Source organism: Pseudorhodoplanes sp. (assembly GCF_046289595.1).
Classification (GTDB): Bacteria; Pseudomonadota; Alphaproteobacteria; order Rhizobiales; family Xanthobacteraceae; genus Pseudorhodoplanes.
Genome location: NZ_JBKBVB010000009.1, coordinates 44,399 through 58,053, shown reverse-complemented (window position 1 = coordinate 58,053; position 13,655 = coordinate 44,399). Strand labels below are relative to the sequence as shown.

At 62.6% G+C, this 13,655-nt stretch carries 11 protein-coding genes and 1 pseudogene; 4 read left to right on the top strand and 8 right to left on the bottom strand.

Annotation, left to right across the window (positions count from 1 at the left end; translation table 11 throughout):
* Both ppdK and ACK41X_RS04125 read right to left on the bottom strand, forming a co-directional pair.
* A partial coding sequence (gene ppdK / locus ACK41X_RS04130; protein ID WP_409719550.1) for a pyruvate, phosphate dikinase occupies positions 1-1,754 on the bottom strand: 1,754 nt, incomplete at its 3' end.
* A 110-nt stretch (positions 1,755-1,864) separates the two neighbouring features.
* Positions 1,865-2,008 (bottom strand): DUF3096 domain-containing protein, encoded by a 144-nt coding sequence (locus ACK41X_RS04125; RefSeq protein ID WP_409719548.1) that lies wholly within the window; start codon positions 2,006-2,008, stop codon positions 1,865-1,867.
* 164 nt (positions 2,009-2,172) lie between these two features.
* On the opposite strand from ACK41X_RS04125, the gene ACK41X_RS04120 reads away from it, so the two are divergent.
* Positions 2,173-2,346, top strand: a complete 174-nt coding sequence (locus ACK41X_RS04120; protein ID WP_409719546.1) for a hypothetical protein — start codon at positions 2,173-2,175, stop codon at positions 2,344-2,346.
* Positions 2,347-2,358: 12 nt separating this feature from the next.
* Here ACK41X_RS04120 and glyS read toward each other — a convergent pair whose 3' ends face one another.
* Together glyS and ACK41X_RS04110 are read right to left on the bottom strand one after the other, a co-directional pair.
* Positions 2,359-4,530, bottom strand: a complete 2,172-nt coding sequence (gene glyS, locus ACK41X_RS04115; protein ID WP_409719544.1) for a glycine--tRNA ligase subunit beta — start codon at positions 4,528-4,530, stop codon at positions 2,359-2,361.
* Between the two features lies 1 nt (position 4,531).
* The gene (locus ACK41X_RS04110; RefSeq protein ID WP_409719542.1) at positions 4,532-5,470 is read right to left on the bottom strand and encodes a glycine--tRNA ligase subunit alpha; all 939 of its coding nucleotides are present in this window, start codon (positions 5,468-5,470) and stop codon (positions 4,532-4,534) included.
* 203 nt (positions 5,471-5,673) lie between these two features.
* On the opposite strand from ACK41X_RS04110, the gene ACK41X_RS04105 reads away from it, so the two are divergent.
* The 3 genes from ACK41X_RS04105 to ACK41X_RS04095 all read left to right on the top strand — a co-directional run bounded on the left by ACK41X_RS04105 (position 5,674) and on the right by ACK41X_RS04095 (position 7,607).
* Positions 5,674-6,474: a hypothetical protein gene (locus ACK41X_RS04105; RefSeq protein WP_409719540.1), complete on the top strand. Its 801-nt coding sequence runs from the start codon at positions 5,674-5,676 to the stop codon at positions 6,472-6,474.
* Between the two features lie 103 nt (positions 6,475-6,577).
* Entirely contained in the window at positions 6,578-7,285 is a 708-nt protein-coding gene (locus ACK41X_RS04100; protein WP_409719538.1) for a hypothetical protein, read from the top strand.
* 139 nt (positions 7,286-7,424) lie between these two features.
* Positions 7,425-7,607: a hypothetical protein gene (locus tag ACK41X_RS04095; protein ID WP_409719536.1), complete on the top strand. Its 183-nt coding sequence runs from the start codon at positions 7,425-7,427 to the stop codon at positions 7,605-7,607.
* Here ACK41X_RS04095 and ACK41X_RS04090 read toward each other — a convergent pair.
* The 4 genes and pseudogenes from ACK41X_RS04090 to ACK41X_RS04075 all read right to left on the bottom strand — a co-directional run bounded on the left by ACK41X_RS04090 (position 7,604) and on the right by ACK41X_RS04075 (position 13,640).
* The gene (locus ACK41X_RS04090) at positions 7,604-8,152 is read right to left on the bottom strand and encodes an adenine phosphoribosyltransferase (RefSeq protein WP_409719534.1); all 549 of its coding nucleotides are present in this window, start codon (positions 8,150-8,152) and stop codon (positions 7,604-7,606) included. The genes ACK41X_RS04095 and ACK41X_RS04090 overlap by 4 nt on opposite strands.
* Before the next feature lie 114 nt (positions 8,153-8,266).
* Positions 8,267-10,486: a fused MFS/spermidine synthase gene (locus ACK41X_RS04085; protein WP_409719533.1), complete on the bottom strand. Its 2,220-nt coding sequence runs from the start codon at positions 10,484-10,486 to the stop codon at positions 8,267-8,269.
* Positions 10,487-10,598: 112 nt separating this feature from the next.
* Positions 10,599-11,474, bottom strand: a complete 876-nt coding sequence (locus ACK41X_RS04080) for an S-methyl-5'-thioadenosine phosphorylase (RefSeq protein ID WP_409719554.1) — start codon at positions 11,472-11,474, stop codon at positions 10,599-10,601.
* Positions 11,475-11,533: 59 nt separating this feature from the next.
* A pseudogene (locus ACK41X_RS04075) lies at positions 11,534-13,640 on the bottom strand (cytochrome c1).
* Positions 13,641-13,655: the final 15 nt, after the last annotated feature.

Genomic DNA, 13,655 nt, shown 5'->3' with positions numbered 1-13,655 from the left:
ATACGGTCGGCCTCGAAGAACATATGCTCGGTACGGCACAGCCCGATGCCCTCGGCGCCGAATTTCAGCGCGGTGCGGGCATCGGCCGGGGTGTCGGCATTGGCGCGCACGCCAAGCCTGCGCACCTTGTCGGCCCAGGACATCAGCGTGCCGAACTCCCCGGACAATTCCGGCTCGATCATCCGGACCTGTCCGAGCAGCACCTGGCCGGTCGATCCGTCGATGGTAACGATATCGCCCTGCTTCAGACTCTGGCCAGCGACGCTCAGGGTCTTGGCGTTGTAATCGATGCGGATCGAGCCCGCACCTGAGACGCAGGGCTTGCCCATGCCGCGCGCGACCACCGCCGCATGCGAGGTCATGCCGCCGCGCGTCGTCAGGATTCCCTCGGCGGCATGCATGCCGTGGATGTCTTCCGGGCTGGTCTCGACGCGAACCAGTATGACCTTTCGGCCTTTTGCCTTCAGTTCCTCGGCTTCCTCCGACGAGAACACGATCTCGCCCGAGGCTGCGCCAGGCGACGCCGGCAACCCGGTCGCGACGATCTTGCGCTCTGCCTTCGGATCGATGGTCGGATGCAGCAACTGGTCGAGCGAACCCGGATCGATCCGCATCACCGCTTCGTCCTCGGAGATCAGACCTTCGCTCGCAAGCTCCACCGCGATCTTGAGTGCGGCTTTCGCAGTGCGCTTGCCGGACCGCGTCTGCAGCATCCACAGCTTGCCCTGCTCGATGGTAAATTCGAGATCCTGCATGTCGCGGTAATGCTTCTCCAGCACGCTATAGATGCGGGTCAGCTCCGCAAAGGCGTCCGGCATCGCGCTTTCGAGAGAGGGCTTGTCGGAGCCTGCCTCCTTGCGCGCGGCCTCCGTGATTTCCTGTGGCGTACGGATACCGGCGACCACATCCTCGCCCTGCGCATTGATCAGGAATTCGCCGTAAAGCGTCTTCTCGCCAGTTGAGGGATTGCGGGTGAAGGCAACGCCGGTGGCGGAATCGTCGCCCATATTGCCGAACACCATGGCCTGGACATTGACGGCAGTGCCCCAGCTTTCGGGAATGTTATGTAAACGGCGATAGGTCTTGGCGCGCGCATTCATCCATGAGCCGAACACCGCCCCTATCGCGCCCCAGAGCTGCTCTTTCGGGTTCTGCGGAAAGGGTTTGCCGCTCTCCTCCTTCACCTTGGCTTTGTAGAGCCCGACGAGCTTCTGCCAGTCGTCGGCATTGAGCTCGGTGTCGAGGTTATAGGCATTGGCGTCCTTGTGCTCGGCCAGGATGTCCTCGAACAGGTGATGTTCGATTCCAAGCACCACATTCGAATACATGGTGATGAAGCGTCGGTAGGAATCGTAGGCAAAGCGCCGGTCGCCGGACTTCTTCGCGAGCGCCTCCACGGTCTCGTCGTTGAGGCCAAGATTGAGCACCGTGTCCATCATGCCAGGCATCGAAGCGCGCGCCCCCGAACGGACCGAAACCAGCAGCGGATTTTCGCGATCGCCGAACCGCTTGCCCGTCAGCGCGCCAACCTGTGCCAGGGCGGCATCAACCTCGTCCGCCAGTTCCTTCGGGTAGCTTTCGCCATTCGCGTAGAAATAGGTGCAGACCTCGGTGGTGATGGTGAAGCCCGGCGGGACCGGCAGGCCCAGATTGGCCATCTCGGCGAGGTTCGCACCCTTGCCGCCGAGCAGGTTTTTCATGTCTGCCTTGCCCTCGGCCTTGCCGCCACCGAAGCTGTAAACCCATTTCGTCATCGTCGACGTCCTAACCGCAACAAAAGTCCGGAAATCGGCCCGTCTTGGCCGGTTTCGGCGTTCAATTCAACCGCGACCAAAAGCGGAGCTATCGTCTGGTCAAACCCCGCCTAGCGGAAAATTCCAAGACCCAGGAGGCCGACAATGATGAGGTAGATCGCCACGATAAAGTTGAGCAGCCGCGGCATTACCAGAATCAAAATACCCGCAATCAGGGCAATGACCGGCTGCAGATGCGCGATAGTGATCGACATATCGTTCTCCATAAGGTTTTTCGGGGATGGGGTTGAAAAGCCGGAACTGCCCGAACCGGTTCCATGCGAAATCGCGGTCTGGCTATCAAGCGGCGGCTCTTGACGAGGGGTTGCTCCTGGAGTGGTTTCGCGCTTCGACCCCGGCCGGGAAAGCGGGAACCAGCATGCCCAATCTGAATGCACCAAGACGCATTACCTTCCTGATCTCGCTCGCGCTCGCCATTGTGGCAATCCTCGGCGCCTTGGTCGTCATTCCGGTCATCAGTCCGTTCGCATTCTGGATCGCGATCCTGGCCTATATGGTGCTGGCGCTCGGCGTCATCATGCGTGGACTGTAGCAAGCCGCAAACTCAGCCCTCGATCCTGGAAAAATCGGCGACGGTGCGAGTCGCCTCGCGTATCCGGTTGAGCAGGATCAGACGGTTGGCGCGCAATGCCTTGTCGTCGACATTCACCGTTACCTTGTCGAAAAAGGCATCGACCGCTGGCCGCAGCTTCGCCATCGCCGCCATGGCAGCTGCGAAATCCTCGCGCGCATAGGCCTCGCTCGCCTCAGGCGCGATCGAGACCATGGCCTGTGCCAGCGCGATTTCCTCAGGCTCCTTCAGGAGCGACGGATCGGGATCGCCGGTATAGCTCTGTCCGTCCTTCTTCTCCTCGATGCGCAGGATATTCGCAGCGCGCTTGGTGCCGGCGAGGAGATTTCTGCCGTCGTCGGTGTCGAGAAATTTGGCGAGCGCCTCGACCCGGCGCACGATGGTGACAAGGTCGCTTTGTTCTTCGACCGCCAGCACCGCATCGGCAAGATCGTGCCGCGCGCCCTGCTCGCGCAACTGCACTTTCAGGCGGTCGGCAAAGAACGCACGCAGGTCCGCACCGGTCATGGCGTCGTAGCTCAGCTTCAGGGCCGACAGGTCATCGGCGCCTTTGGCTGCCTCGCCGACGAACTGCTTCATGAAGATCTTGCCCTGTTCGAGATAGCCTTCGGTCGCAAGCGAGAACAATTCGCCAAGATTGAGCCGCAGGTTGTTTGACAGAATGATCCGGATCACGCCAAGCGCTGCACGCCTTAGCGCATACGGATCCTTGGAGCCGGTCGGCTTCTCGTCGATCGCCCAGAAGCCGACCAGGGTGTCAATCTTGTCGGCCAGCGCCACCGTGATCGCGACCGGATCGGCCGGAACCAGGTCGCCCGGACCGGCCGGCTTGTAATGGTCCTCGCAGGCATGAGCGACGGCATCGTCCTCGCCCTGCGCCAGCGCGTAATATTTGCCCATCAACCCCTGCAATTCAGGGAATTCCCCGACCACTTCGGTGAGAAGGTCCGCCTTGCAGAGCGTCGCCGCACGCTCCGCCTTGACCGGATCGGCGCCGACCATGGGCGCGAGCAAACCGGCGAACCGCACCATGCGCGCGATCCGCTCGGCCTGGGTGCCGAGCTTTGCGTGAAACACGATCTGCGCGAATTTTGGCAGCCGGTCTTCAAGCCGCGTCTTCAGGTCGGTTTCGTAGAAGAATTTCGCATCCGACAGCCGCGCGCGGATCACGCGCTCGTTGCCCGCAACGATCGCCTTGCCGCCGTCGGCCGCTTCCATATTGGAAGTCAGGATGAAGCGTGGCGCGAGCCTCGCTTGTTGCGGATCGCGCACCACAAAGCATTTCTGGTTGTTGCGGATGGTGGCGCGGATCACCTCGGCCGGGATCGACAGAAAGCTGTCGTCGAACGCACCCATCAGAACCACCGGCCACTCGACGAGACCTGCGACCTCGGCAAGGAGTCCCTCGTCCTCGATCAGTTCAAAGCCCTGCGCGAAGGCGAGGTTCTTCGCCTCGGTCTGGATGATGTCGCGGCGGCGCGCCGGATCGACGATGACTTTGGCTTTTTCCAGCTTCGCCATCCAGTCGTCCTGACGGCGCACCACGATCGCCCCGGGACTGAGGAAGCGATGGCCGTAGGTGACGTTGCCGGACGTGAGCCCGCCAACGTCGAACGGCACCACCTGCGGATCTTCGGTCTCCGGTCCGAAGGTCGCAATGATGGCATGCAGCGGCCGCACCCAGGACAACGCGCCGGGTTGCGCCGACCCCGGTCCCCAACGCATCGATTTCGGCCAGGGGAATTTGCGCACGATGTCGGGGAGAATATCGGCCAGCACGTCGATCGCATCACGGCCCGGCTTCTCGATCACCGCGACGTAGAACTCGCCCTTCTTGGCGTCCTTCTCGATCTTGGCCTGATCGAGGGAGGTCAGGCCGGCGCTTTTGAGAAAGCCCGCGACCGCGGCGTCCGGGGCGCCGACCCGCGGCCCCTTCTTCTCCTCGCGGATATCCTTCTGCCGCGCAGGCACGCCATGCACGGCAAGCGCGATCCGGCGCGGTGTGGCGAACGCCTTCGCGCCCTCATAGACAAGGCCCTGCTCGACCAGCGCGTCGGTGACGAGCTTCTTCAGATCGTCCATCGCGCGCGGCTGCATCCGCGCCGGGATTTCTTCGGAGAAGAATTCAAGGAGAAGATCGGGCATATCACACCGCCCCGCCGGCTTCGGTGGCGAGCCAGGCCGCGCCGCAGGCCTTGGCCAGTTCGCGCACGCGCAGGATATAGCTCTGCCGTTCGGTGACGGAGATCACGCCGCGCGCGTCGAGCAGATTGAAGACATGGCTCGCCTTGATGCATTGATCGTAGGCCGGCAGCGCCATTAGGTGGCGCTGTTTCGCCCCATCGGCCCAGCCCGCGGCGAGGTATTTCTGGCAGGCGGCTTCCGCCATCTTGAATTGCGCAAACAGCATCTCGGTATCGGCATATTCGAAATTGTGCCGGGAATATTCCTGCTCGGCCTGCAGGAAGACATCGCCGTAGGTGACCTTGCGGTCGCCGCTCTGCCCGTTGAAATTGAGATCATAGACCCGCTCGACGCCCTGCACATACATGGCGAGGCGCTCGAGCCCGTAGGTCAGCTCACCCGAGACCGGCGCGCATTCGAAACCCGCGACCTGCTGGAAATAGGTGAACTGGCTCACCTCCATCCCGTCGCACCAGCATTCCCAGCCGAGTCCCCAAGCCCCCAGCGTCGGGCTCTCCCAGTCGTCCTCGACGAAGCGGATGTCATGCACCCTGGGATCGATGCCGATCGCATAGAGGGATTTCAGGTAAAGCTCCTGCAGATCCCCGGGCGACGGCTTCAGGATCACCTGGAACTGGTAATAATGCTGAAGCCGGTTGGGATTCTCGCCATAGCGGCCATCCTTCGGCCGGCGCGATGGCTGCACATAGGCAGCATTCCAGGGCCTTGGCCCCAGCGCCCGCAACGTGGTCGCCGGATGGAACGTGCCCGCCCCGACCTCCATGTCATAGGGCTGCAGGATCACGCAGCCATAGTCCGCCCAGTAGCGCTGGAGGGCGAGAATGAGACCCTGAAAGGAGCGCGTTGGCTCCGAGGCCGGAGCTGTATCGGAGGCGGACATTTTCGCAAGAATCCGAGGGTTTTTGCTGCGCGGATTACCTATCGGCCGCGCCGGAACCGGTCAAGGAAGCCGCCCGTGGGAACGACCAAATAGCTGCCGCAAACCATTGAAATAGAGGGTCCGGTTCGTCATGGTGTCGGACCGGGGGAAGGATCGGCGGGCCCCATGGGCTTGCTGGTGCGTGTGGGGGGTAACAGTCATCCATGGCAAAGCCGACAGTCATCATCGTAGGGGCCGACAAGGGCGGCGTGGGCAAGACCACGGTCTCGCGCACCATGCTCGATTATTTTTCCGCCAAAGGCGTCCCGATCCGCGCTTTCGATACCGAGTCGCCTAAAGGAACCCTGAAGCGCTTCCACCCCGATGTCACCGAGGTCGTGGACGTGACCCAGGTACCAGACCAGATGAAGATTTTCGACACCCTGTCGGACGCCAAGGTGACGCTGATCGACGTGCGCGCGGGCCTGCTCTCGACCACGCTTGCAGCGTTGCGGGACATCGGCTTTCTGGAGGCGGTCAAGCGCGGACAGATCACGCTCGGGGTCGCCCATATTCTTGGATCCTCGATTGCCTCGCTGAACGAGATCGCCGACATCGCGCCCTTCGTCGCCGACGGAAAGTATTATCTCGTCAAGAATTTCATCAACGAGACAAGCTTTTTCGATTGGGACCAGACAACCTACGATTCCTATTTCAAAAAGATCAAGGACGCGGTCGAGATCACCATTCCGAAGCTGAACGAGATGGCCTACGAGCAGGTCGAACTCGCTTCGGTGCCGTTCGTCACCTTCGTCGCCAACAAGGGCGCGCACGATGCGCCGGCCAACTATTCCTTCGTGCTGCGCGGCTATGTCCGACACTGGCTCGGCAATGTCTGGAACGAGTACGACCGGGTCAAGCTCGGCGAGTTGGTGTCGCCATCCATCACACCGGCTGCCAAAGGGGAGAAGGGCCTCGCGAACCGCGCAGCGGCAATCCACGAACAGGCGCGCGAGCGGACCTGACGGCGCGCTCGCGTTTTCTTTGAGCAGCGCGTCTCTCGAATGGCCGTTCCGGGGCGCATGTCATGGCGCGCCCCGGAAATGACGCTCAAAGACTTTTTCCCTCATGTCCCGGCGCAAATCCATCACCATCGTCTGTTCGCCGCGACAGCGCATCGGCAAGACCCTGATCGCACGCACGCTGACCGAGTTCATGCTGGCCGACGGACGCGCGGCCATCGCCTTCGATCTCAACCCGAACAACACCGCTCTGTACGGCTTCCTGCCGCGCAATACGGCGCGCGCCGATATCGCCACAACGCGCGGTCAAATGGCGCTGTTTGACGAGTTGATTGCCGAAGACGACGTCATGAAGGTCATCGATCTCGGCGACGAGGCCTTCGAGAAATTCTTCACCTTGATCCGGCAGATCGGGCTTGCCGAGGAGGCACAGCGCCGCGGCATCGACGTGATCGCCCTGTTCATCGCCGACCCCGATCCGCGTTCGGCAAGAAGCTATGCGCAAACCTATGGTGAACTCCCCCAGATCAAGCTCGTTCCGGTGCATAATGAATTCGTCGCCACCATGCAGGACTACATGGAGAGTTTTCCGGCCCCGGTACCGGGCGAACGCCCGGTGCGGTTTCCGGTGCTCAGTCCGTTTCTGAAATCGGTGGTAGAGCGGCCGGGATTTTCCTTCGACGATTATCTCGAACGGCATGCGGGTCAGCGCACCGAGCTGCATGAATGGATCGAACGCGTCTTCGTGGAATTTCGCGAACTGGAGTTGAGGTTGCTGCTGCGCGAACTCAAGGGCTCGATCACGTTGCGTTAGCCAGAAAAGCCAGCACCGCAGCGCGGGCAAAAAAAGCAAAGCTCTGTGAGCCGGAACACAGTCATACGCCGGCCTATTCGCGTATTGAACAAGCCTCGTCACGCGGAGCATTGCCGCGCGCGGATGTCGGAGGCGCATCATGCTGACATACGTGGTCTATTTCGCTGTCGCCTGCTTTACCGGCCTTGTCGTTCTTGGCCACATCCTGTTGCTGCAGGCGCTGCTCACCCCCTTGGACAAGACGCGAGGCAAGCCCGAAAGCAGCAAGCCGCCACGACGCACGCGGCGGCATTTCGGTCTGGGGCAGCATCAGCGCAGCTAGTGCCCCTCGAACGACACCAGCGTGCGCACCGGCACGTCGAGGCCGCGCAGCTTGTCGGCGCCGCCAAGCTCCGGCAGGTCAATGATAAACACGGCAGCGACAACCTCCGCGCCCATCTGGCGCAACAGCTTCACCGCGCCCTCGGCCGTGCCCCCGGTTGCGATCAGGTCGTCGACCAGAATGACGCGCTCGCCCTGCGCCACCGCATCCTCGTGCATCTCCATTTCGTCGATGCCGTATTCCAGCGAATAGGCCACCCGCACGCTCTTATGCGGCAGCTTGCCCTTCTTGCGGATCGGCACGAAGCCGGCCGAAAGCTGATGGGCGATGGCACCGCCGACGATGAAGCCGCGGGCCTCGATACCGGCGATCTTGTCGATCTTCGAGCCTGCCCAGGGCTGCACCAGTTCGTCCACGGCGCGGCGGAAAGCGCGCGCCGACCCGAGCAGGGTGGTGATGTCGCGGAACATGATGCCGGTTTTGGGATAGTCCGGAATCGTCCGGATCGCGGCCTTCAGGTCGTTTTCAAGCACGGGACTGGTCATCTGGGTCTCGTATCGGGGAAACCGGCAGCGCATGCGGTTACCCCGCGCCGGCGGGGCGGGCGCAATGTGGCCAAGCCGGCCCTTTGGCGCAACCCACCTTGAACGAAGCCGCGCCTATTCCCGCAGCTTCTCGAGAATCGCACCGATGACGTTGGAATAGTCGTCGGTCCAGACCCACTGGTCCTCGTCCGGCTCCTGCTCGACCCAGGTGTCCTTGGTGGCAAGTTCGCCGAAATCCGCCTCGTTGCGGGCGACCGCGACCACATGGGAGCCGAAGACATGGGCGGCGTCGTCATAGCCCTCGTCGGAATCGTTGGAGAGCGAAACGAGTTCGTTGGCGGCGGCGACACCCGCCACCACAGGCCCAAGCGACATATGCTTGTTGGAGATGTGCATCAGCACCATGCCGTCCGGCTTGATCTTGTCCTTGAAGATCGCCATGGCCTCGCGGGTCAGAAGATGCGTCGGGATTGCATCCGACGAGAAAGCGTCGATGATCAGCACGTCATACTGATGGTTGGGCGCGTCGGCCAGCGTCAGCCTTGCGTCGCCGATCACGATTTTCGCATCAGGCGCGCATTCCGACATGAAGGTGAAGCGCCGCGGGTCTTTCGCGATCTCCACCACTTTCGGATCGATTTCGTAATAGGTCAGCCGGTCGCCGGCGCGCATCTGGCAAGCCAGCGTGCCGGCGCCAAGCCCGACCACCGCAACGTCGATCGGCCCTCCCCGCTTCTTCCGCGACGCATTCAGGCCCTGCGCCATCGGCGAGAGGTCGTGATAATAGGTAATCGGCACCGGCCGGCCCGTGACCGGACGACCCTGTTCGTCGCGGATGCGCTGCGCGCCATGTTCGATGGTGCCATGCTTCAGAATCCGGAACTGGCCGCCGTCGGATTCCATCACCTTGTGAACCCCGAAGAAGCTGCGCACGAAGTCACGCTTGCCGGCATCCGCGCCGAACAGCACCACGAAGACCAGTGACGCCGCGATGATCCCGGCAAAAGTAAGCACGTAGTGCGAGAAGCCGAAGGCCAGAACCAGAAGCGCGGCAACAAACAGATTGAACGCACCCTCAGTGAATTCGTAGCGCCAGACATAGGCGGCGTAGAGCGCGTAACCCACGCCGGCCACGATCAGGATCCAGGCGGCCGCCTCCAGCCAGCTGCGCGGCCGTGCGAGCCCCGGACGGCACAAAGCCGCGAGCACGATCAGGATCGGATATTCCGCGACCCATGAGAACACCCGCTGGGCGATGAGCCCGGCGAAGATACCGCCGATGACGCCGCCGAGCGACAGACACAGATAGAAGATCGTGAGATACCGCGCAGGCGGGCGGCGCTTGGCCAGCTCGCCATGGCACATCAGCGCCAGCACAAAAAAGCCAATGAGGTTGAGCGCGATCAGGACGAGGATTTGATCCGCGGCGCCGAGCGCGAGCGATACCACAAGCATCATCACCGCGACCGGTGCGGCCATGGTCACGAAACGGTGCGGCAGGATCGGGCGCGACTGGAACGCGATGACAAAGGTTGCGAGATAAAGTGCGAGCGGAACGACCCACAGGAACGGCGCCGCGGCGACATCGGTCGAGATATGGGCGGTGATCGCGATCAGGAGCGCCGACGGCACCGCAGCGAGCGCGACCCAGGTCAGCGCGTCGCGCCAGGCCGGCGGCGGCGCATCATCGGTAGCAACGTCCGGCAGCGCATCGCGCGAGCGCAGCAGGAACACCCCGCACAATGCGATCAGTACGATCAGCAGATAGAAACCGATCGTCCAGCCCATGGTCTGCTGCGAAACGCGGCTGAACGGCTCGATCACGAACGGATAGGCGAGCAGCGCGAGGAAGCTGCCGACATTGCTTGCAGCATAGAGGAAATACGGGTCTTTGGCCTGCGGATGACCGGTGCGCGCAAACCAGGCCTGGAGCAGCGGCCCGTTGGCCGACAGCGCAAAGAAGGGCAGACCGATCGACACCGCGAACAGTCCGAGCAGCCAGAATTCCTGGCCGCTGGCGGGCGGGCGGCCCCAGCCTGAGGCGATGCCGAGCGGCAGCGCGAAGACGGCGACGATCATCACCGCCATATGTACGATGACCGAGGCGCGGCCGGGCGCGAAACGGGTCAGCGCATGGGCATAGGCGTAGCCTGCCAGCAGCATGGCCTGGAAGAACACCATCGCCACCGACCAGACCGCAGGCGTGCCGCCGAGTTTCGGCAGCACCATCTTGGCGAACAGCGGCTGCACCGCGAACAGCAATGCGGCGCTGACGAAGATCGCTGCGGTATAGGTGACGAGCAGTAGCCTGAAGGAGGACGCGCTGGCCGGCATGCAAATTCGCTCTGGACGTTCGATTGTTCCATCCGGGCTGTCGCCGGCCGGACAGGAGGCTTGACCGGGGCTTATAGCGCAGGCGATCCTGCACGGCTCATGAATTTTGCGTTTACCGCCGCAGCACCCGTCCCGCCACCGCGTCGAGCTTTTTCATAAGCTCCGGGTCGCGCGCTTCGGGCGCGGTGATGAGCGCGGTCTCCAGCGCCCGGTCCGAGCCGATCGGGCATGGCTCGTGTTCGCGGGGAAAATCGCGGGCAAGGCGCGCCACCAGCCGCCTGGCCTTTTCGGCATTTGCGGTCAGGACTGCGATGATATCCTGGACCGTGACGGCGTCGTGGTCCGGGTGCCAGCAGTCGAAATCCGTCACCATGGCGACGCTCGCATAGCAAATCTCCGCCTCGCGCGCGAGCTTTGCCTCCGGCATGTTGGTCATGCCGATCACCGAATAGCCGAGCTGCTGATAGGTCAGGCTTTCGGCCAGCGTGGAGAATTGCGGCCCCTCGATGCAGACATAGGTGCCGTCGCGCACCACCGGCAGGCGCTCGGCGCGCGCTGCCGCCTCGACGGCATTGCGAAGATTGGGCGAGACCGGATGCGCCATCGAGACATGCGCGACCAGCCCCTTGCCGAAGAACGAGTTCTCGCGCCGGAAGGTGCGGTCGACGAACTGGTCGACCAGCACGAAGGTGCCGGGCGGCAGGGATTCCTTGAACGAGCCGCAGGCCGACAGCGAGACAAGATCGGTGACGCCCAAGCGCTTCAGCGCATCGATATTGGCCCGGTAGTTGATGTCGGAGGGCGACAGCCGGTGGCCCTTGTCGTGCCGCGACAGGAACACGACCGGCAATCCCGCGATTTCGCCGACGCGCAGCGGACCGGAGGGCTCGCCGAACGGCGACGCGACGCGCTCCTCGCGGACATGTTCAAGGCCGGGCAGATCGTAGATCCCGGAGCCGCCGATGATACCGAGGACGGATCTGGTCAGAGGCCCTCTCCGCAGGAAAGCGAAAGGCCCCGGTCGGGGCCTTTCCTGGGCAACCGCGACTAATGCGCCGACGCCCAGACCTTCTTCTTGGTGAAGTACATCAGCCCGGCGAAGATCAACAGGAAGATCATGACCTGCAGGCCGATGCGCTTGCGCGCTTCCAGATGCGGCTCGGCCGCCCACATCAGGAATGCGGTGACGTCCTTTGCATATTGCTGCACCGTCTGCGGCGTGCCGTCGTCATAGGTCACCTGATCGTCGCTGATCGGGTTCGGCATACCGATCGCATGACCGGGAAAGTAGCGGTTGTAATGCGTACCAGGCGGCAGGTTGAAGCCTTCCGGCGGCTCCGCATACCCGGTCATCAGCGCAACCAGATAGTCCGGACCCTGCTCGACATATTGCGTGAAGAGGTCGAGGATAAACCACAACCCGCCGCGCTCATACGTGCGCGCCTTTGCGATCACCGACAGGTCCGGCGGCAACGCACCGCCATTGGCCGCGCGTGCTGCATTGTCGTTGGGGAATGGTTTTGGGAAGCGATCGGCGAGACGGCCCGGGCGCTCAAACATCTCGCCCTCGTCGTTCGGACCGTCCTTGATCTGATATTCGGCGGCGATCGCTGCGGCCTGCGCGCGCGTGAAGCCCGGACCACCGGGTTCGGCAAGGTTGCGGAAAGCAACCAACGACAGGCTGTGACAGCTCTGGCAGACCTCGCGATACACCTTGAAGCCGCGCTGCAATTGCGCACGGTCGTATTTTCCGACCGGGCCCCAGAACGACCATTTCTGCTTTGGCGGCGTTTCGGCTTCCCCGGCGGCGAGCACCGGACCGGCGAGCCCGGCGACGAATGCAAGAGCGAGAAGCGAGCGGGATATCGTCATGTCATGCGTCTCCGGCCGCTCAATGCTTCGACGGCGCCGGCGCGGGGGCGCCGATCGGAACGCCCTCCTTGAGCACCGATTCGGCGATCGAGTTCGGCAGCGGTTTGGTCTTCTCGAATCGCGACAGCAGCGGCAGCACGATCAGGAAATGCGCGAAATAGTAGAAGGTGAGGATGCGCGCGAGCGTCACATAGATGCCTTCGGCAGGCTTGGCGCCGAGCCAGCCGAGACCGAGGCAGACCGCGACGAAGATCCAGAAAAACTGCCGATAGAGCGGACGGTAGCGCGCCGATCGCACCTTGGAGCTATCGAGCCAGGGCAGGAAGACTAGGATCAGGATCGAGGCAAACAGCGCGACGACGCCAAGGAGCTTGTCCGGGATCGCACGCAGGATCGCGTAGAATGGCAGGTAATACCATTCCGGCACGATATGCGCGGGCGTGACCGCCGGGTTGGCCGGGATGTAGTTGTCGGCATGGCCGAGGTAATTCGGGATGTAGAACACGAAATACGCGAAGAACAGGATGAAGCAAACCAGGCCGAACCCGTCCTTGATGGTCGCATAGGGCGTGAACGGCACGGTGTCCTTGTCGCCCTTCGGTTCTACGCCGGTCGGATTGTTCTGCCCGACCACATGCAGCGCCCAGACGTGAAGCACGACCACGCCGGCGATCACGAAGGGCAAGAGATAATGCAGCGAGAAGAAGCGCTGCAGCGTCGGATTGCCCACGGCGTAGCCGCCCCACAGCCAGGTGGTGATGGTCTCGCCGACCAGCGGAATGGCCGAGAAGAAGTTGGTGATGACGACAGCACCCCAGTAGCTCATCTGGCCCCAGGGCAGCACGTAGCCCATGAAGCCGGTGGCCATCATCAAAAGGTAGATGATGACGCCGAGGATCCAGAGCACTTCTCGCGGCTCCTTGTACGAGCCGTAATAGAGGCCGCGGAACATGTGGATGTAGACCGCGATGAAGAACATCGAGGCGCCGTTCTGATGCAGATAGCGGATCAGCCAGCCGTAATTGACGTCGCGCATGATGTGCTCGACGGAATTGAAGGCCAGCGATTCATGTGGCGTGTAATGCATCACCAGCACGATGCCGGTGATGATCTGGACCGCCAGCATGAAGGAGAGGATGCCGCCGAAGGTCCACCAATAGTTCAGATTTCGCGGGGTCGGATAGGCGATGAAGGAGGAGTGGACGAGACCTGCGATCGGGAGCCGCCGCTCCATCCACTTCATGAAAGCGTTCTGCGGCTGATAGGTCGAATGTCCGCTCATCGGGGGAGGCCTTCT

Coding starts and splice junctions, on each gene's coding strand:
- ACK41X_RS04110 (WP_409719542.1), bottom strand. CDS start 5,470: ATGTCCGCCTCCGATACAGCTCCGGCCTCGGAGCCAACGCGCTCCTTT.
- ACK41X_RS04125 (WP_409719548.1), bottom strand. CDS start 2,008: ATGTCGATCACTATCGCGCATCTGCAGCCGGTCATTGCCCTGATTGCG.
- ACK41X_RS04120 (WP_409719546.1), top strand. CDS start 2,173: ATGCCCAATCTGAATGCACCAAGACGCATTACCTTCCTGATCTCGCTC.
- glyS (WP_409719544.1), bottom strand. CDS start 4,530: ATGCCCGATCTTCTCCTTGAATTCTTCTCCGAAGAAATCCCGGCGCGG.
- ACK41X_RS04105 (WP_409719540.1), top strand. CDS start 5,674: ATGGCAAAGCCGACAGTCATCATCGTAGGGGCCGACAAGGGCGGCGTG.
- ACK41X_RS04100 (WP_409719538.1), top strand. CDS start 6,578: ATGTCCCGGCGCAAATCCATCACCATCGTCTGTTCGCCGCGACAGCGC.
- ACK41X_RS04085 (WP_409719533.1), bottom strand. CDS start 10,486: ATGCCGGCCAGCGCGTCCTCCTTCAGGCTACTGCTCGTCACCTATACC.
- ACK41X_RS04095 (WP_409719536.1), top strand. CDS start 7,425: ATGCTGACATACGTGGTCTATTTCGCTGTCGCCTGCTTTACCGGCCTT.
- ACK41X_RS04090 (WP_409719534.1), bottom strand. CDS start 8,152: ATGACCAGTCCCGTGCTTGAAAACGACCTGAAGGCCGCGATCCGGACG.